12 protein-coding genes are annotated in these 17,865 nt (G+C 55.7%); 3 read left to right on the top strand and 9 right to left on the bottom strand.

Annotation, left to right across the window (positions count from 1 at the left end; translation table 11 throughout):
* The first annotated feature begins 40 nt into the window (after positions 1 to 40).
* Entirely contained in the window at positions 41 to 922 is an 882-nt protein-coding gene (locus tag ACN082_RS00180; RefSeq protein WP_419098836.1) for a DUF1295 domain-containing protein, read from the top strand.
* Positions 922 to 2,703 carry an AMP-dependent synthetase/ligase gene (locus tag ACN082_RS00175; protein WP_419098835.1) on the top strand — a complete coding sequence of 594 codons (1,782 nt, stop codon included), beginning with the start codon at positions 922 to 924 and terminating at the stop codon, positions 2,701 to 2,703. The genes ACN082_RS00180 and ACN082_RS00175 overlap by 1 nt, the downstream gene beginning before the upstream one ends.
* A 99-nt stretch (positions 2,704 to 2,802) precedes the next feature.
* On the opposite strand, the gene ACN082_RS00170 is transcribed toward ACN082_RS00175, so the two are convergent.
* From ACN082_RS00170 to ACN082_RS00150, 5 genes are all read right to left on the bottom strand, one after another.
* A complete protein-coding gene (locus ACN082_RS00170) occupies positions 2,803 to 7,704 on the bottom strand; it encodes an NAD-glutamate dehydrogenase (protein ID WP_419098834.1) in 4,902 nt (1,633 codons plus the stop codon).
* 231 nt (positions 7,705 to 7,935) lie between these two features.
* A complete protein-coding gene (locus ACN082_RS00165; RefSeq protein ID WP_419098833.1) occupies positions 7,936 to 10,128 on the bottom strand; it encodes an acyltransferase family protein in 2,193 nt (730 codons plus the stop codon).
* A gap of 131 nt (positions 10,129 to 10,259) precedes the next feature.
* A complete protein-coding gene (locus ACN082_RS00160) occupies positions 10,260 to 11,744 on the bottom strand; it encodes a hypothetical protein (RefSeq protein WP_419098832.1) in 1,485 nt (494 codons plus the stop codon).
* Positions 11,734 to 12,144, bottom strand: a complete 411-nt coding sequence (locus ACN082_RS00155) for a GtrA family protein (protein ID WP_419098831.1) — start codon at positions 12,142 to 12,144, stop codon at positions 11,734 to 11,736. The genes ACN082_RS00160 and ACN082_RS00155 overlap by 11 nt, the downstream gene beginning before the upstream one ends.
* Positions 12,145 to 12,147: 3 nt before the next feature.
* Positions 12,148 to 13,158 carry a glycosyltransferase family 2 protein gene (locus ACN082_RS00150; RefSeq protein WP_419098830.1) on the bottom strand — a complete coding sequence of 337 codons (1,011 nt, stop codon included), beginning with the start codon at positions 13,156 to 13,158 and terminating at the stop codon, positions 12,148 to 12,150.
* A gap of 86 nt (positions 13,159 to 13,244) precedes the next feature.
* On the opposite strand from ACN082_RS00150, the gene ACN082_RS00145 reads away from it, so the two are divergent.
* A complete protein-coding gene (locus ACN082_RS00145) occupies positions 13,245 to 14,537 on the top strand; it encodes a hypothetical protein (protein ID WP_419098829.1) in 1,293 nt (430 codons plus the stop codon).
* 7 nt (positions 14,538 to 14,544) lie between these two features.
* On the opposite strand, the gene ACN082_RS00140 is transcribed toward ACN082_RS00145, so the two are convergent.
* From ACN082_RS00140 to ACN082_RS00125, 4 genes are read right to left on the bottom strand one after another with little or no spacing between them, the layout of a single operon-like run.
* Entirely contained in the window at positions 14,545 to 15,384 is an 840-nt protein-coding gene (locus ACN082_RS00140; RefSeq protein WP_419098828.1) for a glycosyltransferase, read from the bottom strand.
* Between the two features lie 36 nt (positions 15,385 to 15,420).
* On the bottom strand, positions 15,421 to 16,530 hold the full coding sequence (locus ACN082_RS00135; RefSeq protein WP_419098827.1) for a glycosyltransferase family 4 protein: 1,110 nt from the start codon (positions 16,528 to 16,530) through the stop codon (positions 15,421 to 15,423).
* 7 nt (positions 16,531 to 16,537) lie between these two features.
* Positions 16,538 to 16,942, bottom strand: coding sequence for a DUF2304 domain-containing protein (locus ACN082_RS00130; protein ID WP_419098826.1), 405 nt, complete (start codon positions 16,940 to 16,942; stop codon positions 16,538 to 16,540).
* Positions 16,943 to 16,944: 2 nt separating this feature from the next.
* A complete protein-coding gene (locus ACN082_RS00125; RefSeq protein WP_419098825.1) occupies positions 16,945 to 17,679 on the bottom strand; it encodes a glycosyltransferase family 2 protein in 735 nt (244 codons plus the stop codon).
* Between the last annotated feature and the right edge of the window lie 186 nt (positions 17,680 to 17,865).

Here is a 17,865-nt window from a genome sequence, read left to right as displayed (position 1 = left end):
GGACCGCTCAAGCTAGCGGGTGCGAAAAGGTAAGGGAAATATGTCTCAAAAATTAAAAGCACTGGTCAGCGTACTTGGGGTAGTCATCCTGATTTCTGCTCTGGTAGCTAGCGGCGGTAGCTACCGGGGTGAGACCTTAGCGGGTGGGTTCCCGCTCTTTGCGAGCGCCGTGGTGCTGTCCTACCTGATTCAGTGGCTCTTTTTCATCCCCGCCTACGCCCTAAAGACCGAGAAGTTCTATGATGCTGCCGGTGGTGTGGGCTTTGTGGGAGGAACCCTCTTTGTGATGCTTGCTGCCTCCTCTCTGAGCCCTCTTGCCTGGCTGCTGGGGGCCATGGTTATTCTCTGGTCGCTCCGCCTGTCCCTCTTCCTCCTGGTTCGGGTCATGCGCAGCGGGGGCGACGGCCGCTTTGACGACATTAAAACCGACCCCGTACGCTTTTTTATCGCCTGGACTTTGCAGGGGCTGTGGGTTGCGGTAACAGCAAGTGCAGCCTGGGCGGTCATTACCTCAGGCCGCCATGCTGAGCTGGGCTGGGTAAGCTATCTGGGTGTACTGGTGTGGCTGGTAGGTATGGCTCTTGAGATAACCGCCGATGTCCAGAAGAGCCGCTTTAAGGCTGACCCCGCCCACCGTGGTGACTTTATCCAAAGCGGGGTCTGGTCGGTGTCGCGTCACCCTAACTATCTGGGCGAGATTCTGGTTTGGGTGGGTGTTTTGGTGACCGCTGCTCCCCTGCTGGTGGGCTGGCAGTGGGTAACTATCTTGTCGCCTGTTGTGGTGGTTCTTCTTCTTACTAAGGTCAGTGGTATCCCCAAGCTGGAGGCTCGTGCCGATGAACGCTGGGGCGGCCAGGAGGCCTATGAGGAGTACAAGCGGAACACCCCTGTGCTGATTCCGGGCCTTAAGGGTAAGAACTAGTGAGAAAGCGGACATCGGTCTCATCAGCTTTGATGGTTGATCCTGAGCAGAAGTACCGTAACCTCAGTGACGTTTTAGAGGAACGGCTTTCACAGAACCCTGAGCACATTGCTTTTGATCTGCCGGTGCGAGGGTCTACAGGTGCCATTGAGCGCTGGAAGCATGTCACAACAGCAGAGTTTCACCGGCAGGTTCGGGCGGTTGCGGCGGGTCTAATAGCCCAGGGCATAGGTTTGGGCGACCGCGTTGCTCTTTTCTCACCCACCGTTTATGAGTGGGCTGTAGCTGACTGCGCCCTGATCTATGCAGGTGCCCAGGTGGTGCCCATCTACGACACGAGCTCACCCCAACAGGTGGGCGATATTCTGGCCGATGCCGGCGTGGTGGCCGCTTTTGCCGGGTCGCAGGGGCATGCCGATACCCTGACTCAGGCAGGGGAAGAACGCGGGCTGGAACTTGCCATCTGGTGCTGGGAAAGCTCGCTTTCCTACCCCTGTCTGGCCGACTTGGAGGAGGCAGGGCGGGGCCTTGAACAGGTGCAGGTGGACCAGCGCCGAGCTCAGCTGAGGCCCGCAGATATCGTTACCCTGGTCTACACCTCGGGGACCAGTGGGGCGCCCAAGGGCGTAAAAATTAGCCACCTGAATATGATGGGGCAGGTTCTCAACGTTGCAGCTGCCTACTCGGAGATTGTTCATGAACAGGGCAGGACGGTTATTTTCCTGCCACTGGCTCATGTTCTGGCGCGGGGCTTACAGCTGGTGTGCCTGGTCAAGGGTATGCGGATCGCCCACCTTTCAAACCCCAAGGAGCTGATTTCGCAGCTACCGCATACCCAGCCCACCTTCTTAGTGGTGGTTCCGCGCGTCTTAGAGAAGGTAGGCGATGCGGTGTCCAAGCAGGCGCAGGCTAAGCACCTGGGCAGGGTGTGGCAGGCCGCCGAGCGAACCGCCCTGGCTGTAGCCCGAGCGCAGGAGCAGGGGCTACGCCCCGGTCGGCCGCTTCTTTTCGCTAGGGCCGCATACGATGCACTCTTCTTTAGCAGGGTGCGTTCCTTGCTGGGAGGAAAAATTGAATGGATACTCTCAGGCGGCGCTCCCCTAGCTCGTGAGCTATCACTACTTTTTGCGGGCATGAAGGTTCCGGTGGTGGAGGGCTACGGCCTGACCGAGACTACCGCCCCACTGGCTGGTAACAGGCCAGGTGCTATCCGCTCAGGGACGGTAGGTTTACCCCTGCCCGGCGCAGAGATCCGCATTAGCGAGGAAGGGGAGGTCTTAGCGCGGGGCATCGGTGTGATTTCGGGCTACACAGATAGTTCTTGGGATCAGCTGGCTTTTACCGAAGACGGCTACCTGAGAACCGGTGACCTGGGTTCCCTAGACGCGGACGGCTACCTGACCATTCGCGGGCGACTCAAAGATGAAATTACAACAGCCGGCGGCAAGTCCATATCGCCTTTTACCTGGGAGGAGGCGGTTACCGCCAGCCCACTGGTGGAACACGCGATCATGATAGGAGATAAGAGACCCTACCTTGTTGCCCTGATAGTGCCCAGCGAAGATGGCCGGGCACTACCTCAGGCGGCTTGCGCTCAGGCTATCCAGAAGCTGGTTGAAGATGCTAATTCCCTGGTGGCCCGCAGTGAGCAGGTCCGCCGTTTTAAGGTCATTGAGCTAGATGATCAGGACCCGGAGCTTATAACCCCCACGCAGAAGCTCAGGCGCACAGCGCTTTCTAAGCGCTTCGGTCAGGTCATTGATGAGCTCTACGCCGCCTAGCTGAGCCCCTGTCAGAAAGTAGCGGCCCCGGGGGGGGGGGACATTCCCCGGGGCCGCTGTCTACTAGCTATTTCGCCTTGCAGTGAGGAGATCTTCCGTCTAGCTCACAGCACCGCGCAGGGTACGCAGGGCTACCTGGAGTACCGCCAGGCGGGGGCGGCCGTCGGCGCCGGGGGCAGCCTGCTGAATCTCAGCCAGCATGGTGTCCACACGGCCCATACGAACCGGGTGCTTCTCTACCCAGCGGGCTACGGCAAGATCGCCGTTCTCGGTGCCCGCTACTACGCCCTGCCCGGTTTCCTGGAGCACACGCAGGGCCAGCTTAGCGGCAATCTCGTAGAGGTCATCGCGCAGTGATGAGCGAGCCAGAGTCTCCCACCGGTCTGCACGGGGCAGAGTCGAGATAGTGGTCAGGAGCATATCTACCTGGAAGCGGTCATAGACCGAGTAGTAGACGCGGGCCATTTGCTCGGTGGACAGGTTGTGGTCTTCTGCCGCACGTACCACGTCCATAAGAGCAAATGCCTCAAACTCGCGAATCCAGTTGACTGTGAGCTCTTCGGGTAGGTTCCAGGCCTCTGCCTGGTTACGCATAGCGCGTACTCTGGCTCGTGTGTCGTCTGCAAAGTAGTCATTGAGTGAGGGGATGAGTTCGGCAACGGGCTTGAAGCGCTCAATCATGTCAGCAATGGGGGTGCCCACCACCACCGAGCGTTCAGCGGCAAACCAACGGGCTAGGCGGTCCAACACGCGCTGCCAGTCACGGATAACAGCCAGCCACCCCTCCAAGGGAGTTGAAGCAGGAAGCTCACGATGCAACCGTGCAGAGTTGCCAATGCCAAATGTTTCACGGGAAACATAGAAGGCGCGGGCAATCGCATCAACCCCCACCCCGGTTTCTTCCACAGCCCGGAAGACGTGGGTAATGCCACCCAGGTTCACCATCTCATTGGCGACACGGGTACAAATAATCTGCTGACGCAGCGGGTGCGAAGCCAGATGTTCCCCAAAACGCTCCACCAGGGCAGGCGGGAAGTAGTCGGTCAAAATACGGGCCAGGTAGGGGTCATCGGCCAGGTCAGTCTTCTCCAACTCGGCGGTTAGGTGAATCTTGACGTAGGCCGCCAGCACAGCCAGTTCCGGGCCGTTGAGCATTTCACCGGTCGCCTCGTAGCGGCTGCGAATTTCCTCATCGGTAGGCAGGAACTCGACAGCACGGTTCAGCCCGGCCTTCTCTTCCAGGTCGTGAATCAGTCGGATATAGACCTCAATACCGGGGGCGGTGCCGTGGCGCTCAGCCTGCAAAAGCACGTTCTGTTCCCGGTTGGTCAGCAGAACCTGGGCACCAACATCCTCACGCTGGGCTTCAATGAAAGCCGCGCGTTCCTCAGCGGCAAGCTCACCGGCAGCCACCAGGCGGTCCACCAGAATCTTGATATTAACCTCGCGGTCAGAGGTTTCCACGCCGGCGGAGTTATCGATAGCATCAGTATTAAGCAGGACGCCTGCGCGTGCGGCCTCAATGCGACCTAGCTGAGTGAAGCCCAGGTTGCCGCCCTCGCCCACAATCTTAGCTCGCAGGTCACGGCCATCCACGCGGATAGCGTCGTTGGCCTTATCACCCGCGGCCGCGTGGTTCTCACTGGAAGCCTTCACATAGGTACCGATGCCGCCGTTGTAGAGCAGATCGACAGGGGCCTTAAGAATGGCGGAGAGCAGTTCGGGCGGTGAAAGCTGGGTAATATCCTCGTCCAGCCCCAGAACCTCACGCACCTGGGGAGAGATGGGAATGGACTTAGCGCCGCGAGAGTAGACACCGCCGCCCTCAGAAATCAGCTCGGGATTGTAGTCCTGCCAGGACGAGCGGGGCAGGTTGTAGAGGCGAACACGTTCCTCAAAGGAGACGTCAGCCTGCGGTGAGGGGTCCAGGAAGATATCCCGGTGGTCAAAGGCCGCAACCAGGCGGGTGGCGCGTGAGCGCATCAGGCCGTTGCCAAAGACGTCCCCGCTCATATCGCCGATACCTACGGCGGTGAACTCCTGGGTCTGGCAGTCGATACCGAGTTCGGCAAAGTGCCGCTTGACGGATTCCCAGGCACCGCGTGCGGTGATGCCCATAGCCTTGTGATCGTAGCCTACCGAACCGCCGGAAGCAAAGGCATCGCCCAGCCAGAAGCCGTATTCGGCGCTAATGGCGTTGGCGGTATCGGAGAAGGAGGCGGTACCCTTATCGGCCGCAACGACCAGGTAGTAGTCGTCGCCGTCACGGGCCAGGACGCGGGGGTTGTGTACTACGGTTTCGGTGCCGTCGGCCTCGATAGAGAGGTTGTCGGTGACATCGAGCAGGGAGGCGATGAAGACCTTGTAGGATTCGCGGCCCTCCGTGATCCAGGCGTCGCGGTCAAGTGCGGGGTTGGGGAGCTGCTTGGGGTAGAAGCCGCCCTTAGCGCCGGTGGGGATAATGACCGCGTTTTTGACCATCTGCGCCTTGACCAGGCCCAGGACCTCGGTGCGGAAGTCTTCACGGCGGTCGGACCAGCGCAGGCCGCCGCGGGCTACGGGGCCAAAGCGCAGGTGAACGCCCTCAACGCGCGGTGAGTAGACGAAGATTTCGAAGGTGGGCCGGGGTAGGGGCGCAAAGTCAATCTGGCCGGGTGCCACCTTGAAAGCGAGGGCGGGGCGGTCCAGGTAGGCGTTGGTGCGCAGGGTTGCCTTTATGACGGTGGCAAGTGAGCGCATGAAGCGGTCCACATCGAGGGTGGGGATAGCATCCAGGGCGGTGGTGAGTTCGGCCCAGACCTGTTCGCGCTTGGCTTCTCGTTCCTCTGCTGGGCTGTAGCTGGCGTCGGGGTCGAAGCTGACCGCGAAGTAGCGGGCAAGCAGGCGGGTGGCCGCAGGGTAACCCAGCAGGGTGTCGGACATGAACTCTGCGGAGTAGACCTGGCCCAGCTGGACCAGGTAGTGGGTGTAGGCACGCAGGATAGCGACCTGTTCCCAGGTGAGTTCTTCAATGAGGATGAGGCGGTCCAGGCTGTCAGATTCGCGCTTGCCCAGCAGGTAGGCGTTGAGGGCATCCTGGTAGAGCCCTGCAACTGCCTGGATATCGACCCCTTGGGGTAGTTCTACGCCGAAGTCGTAGAGGGAGAATACTCGTCCGTCAGCAGGGGTGATTTCGTAGGGTTTTTGGTCAATGACGACCAGGCCCATGTTCTGCATGACCGGCAGTAGCTCGGTCAAGGTGTGCGCCGAGGCCAGGTAGGTCTTGATGCGGGTGCGGCCCTTGCGTTCATCGATGCGGGCGGCGGCGGGCTGTTCCTGACTGAGGGACTCAAAGATGGCCATGTCTTCGACCGCGTTTTCAACCTCGTAGTCGGCACGGTAGGTCATGGGTACCGCTTCTGACCAGGCGGATGCGGCCAGGCGGCTAGCTTCGGGGTCTTGCTTTTGGCCAAGGACAGCGCCTTCAACGGCGGCGGCGGTTGCTTCACCCCAGGAGCGGGTGGTGGCCTGTAGGCGGCGTTCAATTTCCCGTGCATCCAGGCTGGGAATGACGTTGGGGGTTGCCAGGCGCAGGCGGAAGAAAATACGGGCCAGCGATGAGGTGGAGAGGTAGACCTCAAAGTCTAGGCTCTCTACGTCGATGAACTCATAGAAGACCGCTTCGAGCCGTTGGCGAACCTGGGTGTTGTAGCGGTCGCGGGGCAGGAAGACGGTGGCTGAAACGAACCGGCCAAAGGTATCGGAGCGCAGGAAGAGGCGGGTGGTACGGCGTTCTTCTAGGCCCATAATGCCACGGAAGGTGTCGGTGAGTTCTTCCAGGTCGGCGTGGAGCAGTTCTAGGCGGGGGTAGTCTTCGATAATGCCAGCCAGGGTCTTATCGGAGTGTGAGCCGGGCTGGTAGCCCAGGTGTCGGCGCATAATGGCGATGCGTTCACGCACCAGCGGGGTTTCTACAGCCGGTAGCGAGTAGGCCTGGCGGGAGAACAGGCCCAGAATGACGTATTCGCCCACAATCTTGCCGGACCGGTCAAAGTCGCGTACCCCAATGTAGTCCAGGTATTCGTGGCGGTGCACGGTAGAGCGGGAGTTGGCTTTGGTGATGTAGAGGGGGCGCGGATTCCGGGCGTTTTCTAGGCCCAGGCCGGTGAGGACGATGGGGTCGCCTTCCCCCGTAGTGGCCAGGATGCCTAGGCCGGAGCCTGGGCGGTCCGTCAGGAGCACTTCGCCGGAGTGGCCGGTCAGGTCACGTTCTTTGATGCCCATGAAGAGGAAGTTTCCTCGGGTGAGCCAGCGCAGGAATTCTTGGGCGGCTTCCACCCGGGTCATGGGGTCGGCATCGGAGTTGATGGTGCCGGTGTAGTGTTCGGCCCCGCCGAGGGTGACTCCGGAAAGCTCGTTGAGCTTATCAGCGATATCTAGGACACGGCTAGCCATAGCTTCGTTGTCACGGGCAGCGCGGTGTACGTCGGTCAGGACGGAGCGGATTTCTTCTTCCAACTGCCCGGTGGCGGCATCATCGACGCGGGTGGTCAGTCGGACGGAGATCCAGGATTCGACGGTTGCCCCTGCCCCCATATTGCCGCTGGCAGCGTCTCTGATGATGGGCATGGAGACGGTGTCACCGCTGGCTACAGGCTGTTTGAGGCCGGGGCCGGTGAGGTTGACCAATTCACCTGCACCGTTACGTTCTACCAGGAAGGTGGGGTGAACCAGGCCCGAGATACCGCCCCAGTGGGCTGCGATCTGGGCGGTGATGGAGGAGACGAGGAAGCTGGTGTCATCGACCACGATGTAGAGGGTGCTGCCGCTGTCGTCGTTCTGGAGGGAGACGATAGCCTGGCCCGGTGCGCGGACGGCAGCTAGGGACCGGTGTGCTTGGGCAAGGTCAGTGAGTTGTTGGTCGGTCAGCCCTTCAAGCTCGTCTGCTGAGCTGTGACGGTAGTAATCGTTGATCCAGTCATTGGTGCCGGACCAGAGGGCTGAGCGTTCGTTCGTACGCAAGAATTTGCCTTTCGCTGGTGAGGATGTCACTTCTTTGTGATATCGGTGCGCGGGGTGGTGCGCGTCATTTAATCTTAGTCCGCTTGGGGGTAGGAGTGAACCGCAACACTACCACCTCTAGATTTTAGTGAGACCGGTCAGAGGCATAAGGAGCCTAACCCCGGGCGTCTTCACACGGGGGTCACTTTGAGAGCTAGCACTTTCTCAGCCTGCCATCAGGTAACGGGCCGGTTACGGTGCAGGTAATAGCTCTTGAGAGGAAGGAATCTGTAAATCGTAGGGATCCCAGCCCTGTTCATGTAGCTCTTGGTCTGCTTCCTCAACCAAAGTTTGAGAAAAGGACCAATTCAGGTGGTTATCATCCATGTAAACAATAATGTTGCCCACAATGGAGTTGCAGTAGTTATCCGGGCATAAACCGTCGGTGATATCGACCCTATAGGTGTGATCGTAACGGTCCATGATGTCGATGCTGGGATCAGTCTCAGCCATCTTGTCTTGCAGGGGAGCACCACATGAGGCAGGGTTCTGCCGGTTGGATTGTGCACACTCAAACATATTCTCTGTCCAACGGGGGTTATCCCGAACACCTATGACGTTAATCCCCTCAGAGGTGAGCCCAGCAAGTGCTGGCTCCAGGTTGGGCGTAAGAATTTCTTCATTGGATTCTCTGGAAGTGCGGGTAGAAACCAAGGCCACGTTATCAGGGTGTAATTCCAGCAACTGCTGGTAGACAATCTGATTGTAGTCCTGGCAAGATCCAGGTTTAGCAGGGCCTGAGGTGAGCGAGAAACGGCAACCCGGGCGGAAGAGCAGGATGAGGTTACTGTCCGTTGCCCGGGCGATACCTTCCATCAGGGGGTAGACCAGGTGGTGGGCATGGGAGTCTCCGACCACCACGGTCAGAGGAGCATCTGGGTCTCCGTATAGTTTCATGCGGCAGATGCTGGTCTCAACGCCTGAATCGAGGTACTCATTATCAATCCCAGGGTAATCCAGGCAACTCTCACCCAAGGGGGGGAGCTGTCCGTCTGTAGTCATTGGGATAGCCGGGTCAGCATACCTCTGGTTTGCATTTTCAGCGAGAGCGCCGGGGAATCGCTCACTGCCGGCGTACTGTTCATTTGAGGCCCACTGGGCAGACTTAGCATCAAGCCACTTCTGCCCACCAAACACCAGGCCTCCCGCTAGGGCCAAGCAAAGAAGAATTAATGAGGCTGGGCGGATCAGGCGGGTTGAACTTACCCGGAGCACACTAGACCAGGGTATCTGGTGCCTGTGTGTTGCTCCAGCAGGGGAAGTAGAGGGAGTAATAACACCTGGCTTTTTCTCCCAGGCTCTCAGTGGCCTTTCAACACCCTTGTGCAAGAGCCAGGCAAGGACCAGGGAGATCAGGATAATGAGAGCACCGTCAAACCAGCCTGCCTGAGGTTTTCGGGCCCAGGAAGTATAAAGGATCAGGAGTGGCCAGTGCACCAGGTAGAGGCAGTAGGAGATAGCACCCATCTTTTGAAGGGGTTTAGCGGATAGCAACCTATCTGCTCCAAAAGGTGAGCCGGTCTGCCCGGCCGCAATCACGAAAGCACCGGAGAGCAGGGGCCAGAGAGCGAGGTAGCCGGGGAAGGCCTGTTGGACGGGTAGCAACCAGCCGCAGGTTATCAGCCCCGCTACGCCTAACCAGCCCAGGGGTACTTTGAGAATGCTTGGTAGCCGCCATTTGAGAAGGGCGATAGCAAGCAGGGTCCCCGCGGCGAACTCCCACAGGCGGGTCCGGGTATCGAAGTAGGCAAAGCCCTGGTTTGAACCGGTCTCCAGGATAGAGAAAGTCAAAGAGAGAACAAAGATGGGGCCGAAGACAAAGAGAGCTGTTGGTAAGACTTTAAGACGCAGATAACCGACCAGGAAAGCTACCAGGGCAAAAAGCAGGGGCCAGAGAATAAAAATTTGTCCCTGCATGGAGAGCGACCAGAAGTGCTGGAATGGTGTCTTGAGGGTGGCGTCCTGGGCGTAGTAGTCCACGGCGTTGAAGGCCAGTCGCCAGTTGAGGTAATAGAAGATGGAGGCTTTGGCATCCGCCAGTATGGAGGCCCAGCGTGAGGGAACAATAACAAAGTAGCTTGCCAGCAGGGTGGCAACAATTACCGTTGCGGCAGCCGGGAGCAAGCGCTGAAAGACATGGAGCCAGTAGCTAAGAATTTTTAGGGGCTGACCTTCTTGAATTTTGCGCAGAGAGGAAAGAGACAGTAGGAAGGCGGAGATGAAAAGAAAGACATCCACACCGCCTGAGACTCTGCCAAACCAGACATGGTACATGACGACCAGGAGCACAGCCAAAGAACGCAGGCCCTGCACTTCTGGCCTGAATTTAGGTTGTTCCACCAAGCTACCGAGGGGCTTGTGCTGTCTACGCGGTCTCTGATTCATCTCTTAACACTATCTGCTAGGCCACAGGCCGTATCGAATATCCCAAGTTTTCTATCAAATCTCAGGCCAATAACTGAGGGAGTCTATCACACCCCGCTATTAGCCTTTGTCAGAATAGTATTCACGGACTCCTAAGGCATATTGCATGTCATCCACGACTTGACGATAGGGCTTGCAGGCAGGCAGTAGCCCTCGGGCTCCTGACCTATAACTACCCGTTCGGGATCCACTCCGTACCAGGTGCTAATCGCATCAAGGACCCACTCAATTTGGGGTACATGATTGTAGTTGAGGTCAACGGCCTGGCTTACGAGGGGGGTATTGAGTGGCTTTAGCTCAACCGGGGAATGGGCATCTCCAGATGCCAGTTGGTCGGCTACAGATTGCGCGCGTACCTCAAGTTGAGTAGCGCGCATGGTAAGTGCCTGAGAGACAGTTTGACCATAGGGCACGGCTGAAATGAGTGAAAACCCCAGGAGGATACAAGGTAGCACCAGCACTACCGATTGTTGCTCCTTCCGAGGTGCTAGGAGTCGAACCAGCGCAAGTATAACCAGGGCACAGCAGCTTGCTAGAGCGAAAGTGGGGTTTGTGAAGGTTCTTAGTGCAATCTCGGGGCTACCTGTTCGGGCAACAAAAATTTGGCCCACAAAATAGATGAGGAATACCAGTACGGTAACCATTAGTAGTTTTCTGAACTTGAGGTTTTCGTGCCACTGGGTTGAAGCAAAACCATAAACAGCTAAAGCTGCGGCCACGACAAGTAGATACCCCCACTCTTGCGAGTGCTCTGTGAAGAGCCGGAAGTTCGCGGGGAGACTCTTAAGAATCTCTCCAATAGAAATATCAGTCCCATAGTACTCACGGCGAGCTGCTGTACCCGGGGAAAAATAAATGAGCGCAAAGGCTACAATTGAGCCCAGCCACAGGGGAAGGCCAAGACGGCGCAAGGCCCCCTTACCCGTAAAAACTCCACTCAAGAGTATGACAAACCCGGTAAGACCGGTGCAGATAGTTAGGGGCTCAGTGAACATACCCGCCCACAGCGTCACCAGGAACAACACTAAAATACCTGGTAGCCGCACGTCTTTAAAACTCATCGACAGCGCCAGAGAAAAGGCCAACAGTGTAAAGGTGAGGCCACCCAGATATACGGTGCTTGAGGTAAGCCAGAGGAAGGAATCAAACATACTCGGGGTGAGTATCAAAGCGCCTACGGTGAAGAGGGTAGCTACGCTATAGGAGACAACTAGCGGCGCCACAGTCAGTGCCACTAGACGGCGCACCATATAAGCCACCAAAGAAACGATCATGACCAGCATAAAAACAGGCACAATCTGCAAGGAGGCCTGACCAAAGACTGCGTAGGCAAAGGCAAAGAAGGCGGCCTGCCCCAACCGCCCATTGTGGGTCATGTAGTGGTGGGTGACATAACTTATAGGATTACCCGCCTGCTCATAGGCATGAAAATAGCTAAAGTCATCGGCAATGATACTTGCCTGAGTGGCAAAGTAGGTAAAGGTTCCAAACGCCACAAGAGCGGCAGTGGCAAGTATCGTAGCCGCTACCCTTGAAAACCTACTAGTTACAGCACGGGCGTGAGAGCTATGAGACATGGCTTGGCTTTCTAAAGATAATTAATTTATAGACAAAGAAGTTCCAGCCGGTTGTAATGGCTAGTGCAACCATACGGGAAAGATAGATCCCTAAAAACTCGGCCGTAAAATGCACAAAAACCAAGGTAAAGAGGTAATTAAACCCAAGCAGAACTGCAAACGCAGCGGTTTGGTAGCTCACGGTTTTAGCACGAACGTCCTTATTCTCAAACGCAAAAAATTTCTGCAGTAAGAAAGAGAAAATAACGCCGAGCCAGTAGCTCGCAGTGACCGCGAGACTATCACTTGCAGTGAATACCCGGATCATCACGAAGATGACCGCAAGCTCAAATAGTACGCCGACCCCGCCCACTAGAACGTAACGTACCAAGGTCTGATTTTTACGGATTAAACCGAGCATGGTTTACCTTGCCAGATTGCGTGATGAGGAACGATCAACCACATAGAGAGGCCGCCCTTGAGCCTGCACGTAGATATGTGACATATACACCGCGAGAATCCCCTGAGCTATCAACAAGATACCTACGAGGAAGGCCACCAGGATACCCACCATAGCTGACCCAGTAATGTCCCACCCCAGCGGGTCACCCATCATAAACTGTTGCACGATAATGGAAATACCGGTGATGAATGCTACCAGGGTAATCATGACCCCTAGATAGCCAAAAATAAAGAGCGGTTTAATGCTCATCGTGGTAAAGCTATTAAGTGCAAGACCTACCAGTTTGCGCATATCATAGGTGGCTTCACCGGCCAGACGCTCTGGAGCCTCAAACTCAATGTACTCTCGCCTAAAACCTAGCCAATCAATGAGCCCCCGAGTGATGCGTTTACGCTCACCTAGGCGGAGGAACTCATCGACCACACCCCGATCAAGTAGGCGATAGTCAGTAGACCGAGGCACAGTTTGGCTATCAGAAATTGAGTTGAGGATGCGGTAAAAGTAGCGGGAACCTTGGGTTTTAAAGAAGCCGCCAGCATCGTTAGAGCGAACCCCTACAACGACCTGGGCCCCACCCTGCCAGAGCCTTATGAACTCTGGTAGATAGGCAGGCGGGTGCTGTCCGTCTGCGTCCATCATCACCACAGCCTGACCGGTAGCTGCTTCAATACCAGCAGTTGTGGCAATTTCTTTACCAAAATTACGCGAGAGGTTAACGACCCTTATGTTCTCTTTTTCGTCTGCAAGAGCGTGGAGTTCAGCTAATGTACTGTCAGAGCTACCATCATTCACGTAAACCACTTCATAGGGGACCTGCCCCAATCGGCTCAGCTCCTCGCGCATCTCGTCAAGCGCCGGTATCAGTAGCATCTCATGGAATGTTCTGATACCTTCGCTTTCGTTGTAAGCAGGAACCACTACCGACAGGACGGCTGCACCTTGGTCAGGCTTGGGGGAGGAAGGATTGGTCACAGAACCATGATACGGCACCGGGCGACAGCCTCACCACCACTAGACTAGAGGGACTAAAGGCTATGAGGAATCAAACTGGAGGGCTCGTGAAGCAGGATTTATCCAAGCAACCTGTCATCAGCAAGGGGCAGTCTCTTTTTATCACCGGCTCATCAGTTATTAGCGCCGTCTCCACTTTTATTGTCACCTGGCTTGCAACCCGCTCCCTGGGACCTCAGGAGGGCAAGGACTTCCTCGTTTTCTGGTCCCTTACCTCCCTTGTCTTTGCAACACTTCTGGGTGTCCAACAGGAATCGGCCAGGCTCCTGGGGCTTGCCCAGCAAGACCGGGCTGGGACAGGTCTCAAAAACCAGCACTCCAGTAGCTCACCAACCTATAACCCCCTTCTAGCTGCAGTGCTCGTTGGTGTCACCTGCTCCCTGGTTTTCCTCGCCCTCACTCCCGTATGGTTAGGGACGGTGCTTCCGGCTAAGGACCTTCGATCAGCCCTCCTGATCGCCTTGACCACCACCGTTTACGCCTGCCACGTTTACTTTATCGGTGCGGCCGCTGGGATCCGAGCCTGGACCGAATATGCTCTTCTGATCGCTACCGGCGGTATCTTCTGTTTGCTGTGCACCTACCTTGCATCGGTGACCGGAGCAGGTCCGCTAGGCTTCCAGCTGTCCTTTTTAGCTACCGCTTTTTTGTGGATCTTCTTTATCCTTTTCTCACCGCAGATTCGCTCCACACTCACGATTCGCCTGAGCGGTAACCTAAGGACTACCTATATCAGCATGATGCTGGCGGTGGGAACGGCTCTGGCTATGGCCGCCATGTCTACGGGCTTCCCCGTATTTCTTGAAGCCACCAGTTCCACCAGCTCAGCAAAAGAAGCTACCCTGATGGCGGCAATCATTCTGGGTATATCCATCACTAGAGCCCCCATTATGCTCCCTCTTCAGGCTTTTCAGGGTGTGGCGGTCTCCTACTTCATCACTCAAAGTCAAAGCCCCGCAAGGATTTTAGCTAAACCCCTAGCGGGCTTAGTCGGCCTGGGAGTGGTGGGTGCCTTAGCGGCCTGGCTCATCGGTCCCTTGCTCTTCGATCTGATTTATACACAGTACGCTGGGCAACTGTCTGGCCCCTTCTTGGCCGCCTTAACCTTCGCAGCAGCCCTTTTAGCTCTTACTACCCTCTCAGGGACGGCGGCCCTGGCTATGGGGGCACACCGTATTTACCTGCTCGGGTGGGTCGCTACCCTTCTCACCGCTTTGGTCTGCCTCATCTTCCCTTTGGGGCTAGAGGCCAGAACCTTGCTTGCCCTCATATCCAGCCCGCTGGTAGGTGCAGCGGTGCATCTTGCTGGAATGCAGGCCCTCTTCCGTTCTAGGCAGTAGACCTTACCTACAAAAATTTAAAGTACTCGTGCAAAGGTCGGATAAGGCCAGCTGCCCGGATAAACTGAACAGCTCTCCACACTAGGTGTAGCGGGACTGCCACTAAAGGCGATACACCGAGCGTTTTCGCGAGTTGACGACGGCCACTAGTGACAGCATCAATGTGCTTACCTCGAGGTGTAGCACCCTTACTTAAGTTAGAGGTATGAACGCGGTACAAGACTAGGAAGTCAGGCAAGAGAGCGACTTTACCACGGGTAGCAATTCGCAAAGTAAGGTCATAGTCTTCGCATTGAGTGAGCCCCGGGGTGTGTCCACCAACCTTGTCGTATGCGTCTTTACGAAACATTACAGAAGAATGGGGTATAGGGTTGTAGAGAAGAAGGCTCCTTCTGATATCGGGAGATTCACGAGCCTTCACATCGCCGATTCTATCCCCTTGTTCATCAATCATATGGGCGCGAGCCCCTACCAGAACGCAGTCGGGGTTTGATTCCAGATAGTTAATTTGCTGAATAAATCGCCCCGGCAAAGCTATGTCATCACCGTCTAAGTTAGCCACGAAGGTCGTGTCGATGTGCTTCATTCCCTCAATGATTGAGCCACTCATACCTAGATAATGATCAAACCGCACAACGCGGACTTTCGGGTTAGTGAGCCACGGATAGCGACGATTTTCCTCCTCGATATCAGCTTCTTTGGTACTTACCTGGGGGCCATTGAGGATAAGGACCACAGGTATTTCTATACCTTGTTCTTCCACAACGGACTTGACTGCCTCATCGACCCAGGTATTAAGGTCACCACTTCGCACGATAACAGCTAGCCGGCCAGAAATTTTTTCCATGGCTTTTCCTCACTCACACCTATCTCGTCATCAATCCTACTGGGCTTGGGTACCTATTCCGCTAATAATCTCCTCGTATATTTTGGCCTGACTGGCCCAGCCCCATTGTTCTAAGTCTGATACCGGGTAAGGTTCAGACTGCCCCATAAGCTCTACCTCAATAGCAGCTGCCAGCTCTTCTGCCCCGCGGTCAGTCACGATGCGAATTCGAACACCGGATTCCTGAAGTACGCGGGCGCTAGAAACATCGTAGGTAACAATAGCAGCCTGTGAAACGTATGCATCAATAATGGTGGTCTGGAAGCCCTCAGCGGCAACAGTCGGGTTGACCAAGGTAGCACCGGCCAGCTCCCGGGCTACCGTGGAATGATCCACAAACCCCTTAAAATCTACGCGGTCAGCTATACCCAGCTCACTAGCATAAGCACGAGCCTTTTCAAGGTCGGGACCCGCCCCTAAAACAAGAGCTCTGATCCCCGGGTCATCAGCTGCTAGGAGCTGAACCGCCTCAAGGAAGGTTCTCCAACCCTTAACCTCCACAAGCCGGGCCAGAAAGACCAACTTTTTACGATCAAAAGTTACATCTTCAGGGGCTAGGGCAGGAAGTGGAGAAACGTTATAGAAAACCTCAGCCTCCACCCCGGCAAGTCTTTTAATAAAATCACAGGAGGGTTCTGACACCCCAATAACCCGTGAAGCCGCTCGCAGGGTCAAAACACCCAAGGTCCGATCAACGAGTCGGCTGGCAGTGCGAATTAAAGCTTTTTCCGAAGCTACAAAACCTGAACCGTGTTCAGTATGCAGAACGGGGATTCCCAGGATTTTCCCTAAGGCGGATCCTATCCAGCTCATACTAAAAAACCTAGTATGAACCGAGATGATATCTATTTTTTCGCTTTTGAGCAGACGGGCAATTTTCAGGACTCCCAGCGGTGAGGGAAAACCTAAAATTCCATCCACGGTAAGATACTCTTTGAGCCGGTAAACCCTGATACCTTCCTCTACCGCGAAGTGGGATTTGGCCCCTAAAGTAAGTACCGTCACCTGGTGGCCTAAGTCTTTAAGTTCAGCGGCTAGGGCAGAGACATGCTGTTCTAGCCCGCCCACCTTGGGAGGGTAATTATTAATGACAAAAGCAATATTCATGCCCTAGCTATTTCCTCTTATGGTTTGCTGCCTGGCTTGGCTGGTCCTTCAAGATAGCAGCTGGCCCCGATCTATGATCTGGCTTTTCCAGCTGGGACCGTAAGATTGCTACCTCTTCGGCCAGCCTTCTGGTGTCTTCCCCCAAACGAGACAGGTCTAATGTTAGGTGTAAGCAGACCCCTATAAGCATGATAATCGCTAACATAAAGAGCAGATTAACAGGCATAACAACCCCGGCTAACTGTGCCAGGGCCCCCAAAAGGTGCGGGAAGATAGCTAAGATAATGATGGTTGCCGAGACCAGCAGCCACAGCGCGGCGTACTTTTCCTTCATCTTTTGATTGCGGACTTGGGCAAAGACCATAGCAAATATGAGAATGGCCAGGATCAGAAAAAATATGTTAGATGGCACGACTACTTCCCGCTTTCTGTTTTTTTACGGGTCATGGATATACCAAAGGCGAAAAAAGAGCGCATCAGGTAGACAGCTGATTTAAGAGGTCCGGATGAGGGTTTGCCTCCTTGACGTTCTCGCATCTCAACTGGGACTTGAATCACTTTACAGCCAGCTCGTATGGCCATAACTGTGGAGTCAATGGTGTCGCCCAAATATTCCGCTGGGAAGAAGTCGCAATACTGGTCAATTCCCCTTTTATTCACGGCACGAAAACCGCTGGTGACGTCCGTAAATTTCTCACCCGATATCTGCGTGAAAAGAAAGGACAGCAGGTGCATGGCCCATTTGCGGGGCCCCTGCACACTGTAACTATCTGACCCAGCAAAACGCGATCCAATAACTATATCCGCTCCCTCAAGGGCTTCTACTAGAGTGTCGATATACTCTGGGGGGTGCTGGCCATCAGAGTCCATTTGCAGGGCAACGTCATAGCCCATCCGCTGGGCGTAACGGTAACCTGCACGCATAGCACCTCCCACGCCCATGTTATAGGGCAGGTCCAGCACCAGGGCGCCTGCCTCACGGGCTACCTGAGCTGTTCTATCTCTTGAACCATCGTTAACAACCAAAAGATCAGCCTGCGGTTTTACGGCGTAGAGCTCTGTAATAGTTCGGCCAATAACGTCTTGCTCATTCCAGGCGGGCATAATGATGAGGGTACTCAGACTACCTCTTAGGGGTTCCGCAGGCATGGGCGTGGAGCTCTCCTCACAAAAAATATTAATTAGGGCCTTGTTTGTGGCACTTAGCCTCAATTATAGTCCGGCCGAGCCCCTTCCCCAGTCCACCGCCGGCAGGCCCTAAACCAAGCTGAGTACCTCAATCACCCAGCTTAGAACACTTTCTGCGCAGGATGTGCTCAAAAGCTTAGCCTACCT

The organism is Rothia sp. CCM 9417 (assembly GCF_048513575.1).
Lineage (GTDB): Bacteria > Actinomycetota > Actinomycetes > Actinomycetales > Micrococcaceae > Rothia.
Note: the sequence above shows the minus strand (reverse complement) of the source record. Positions and strands in the feature narration are given on the sequence as shown.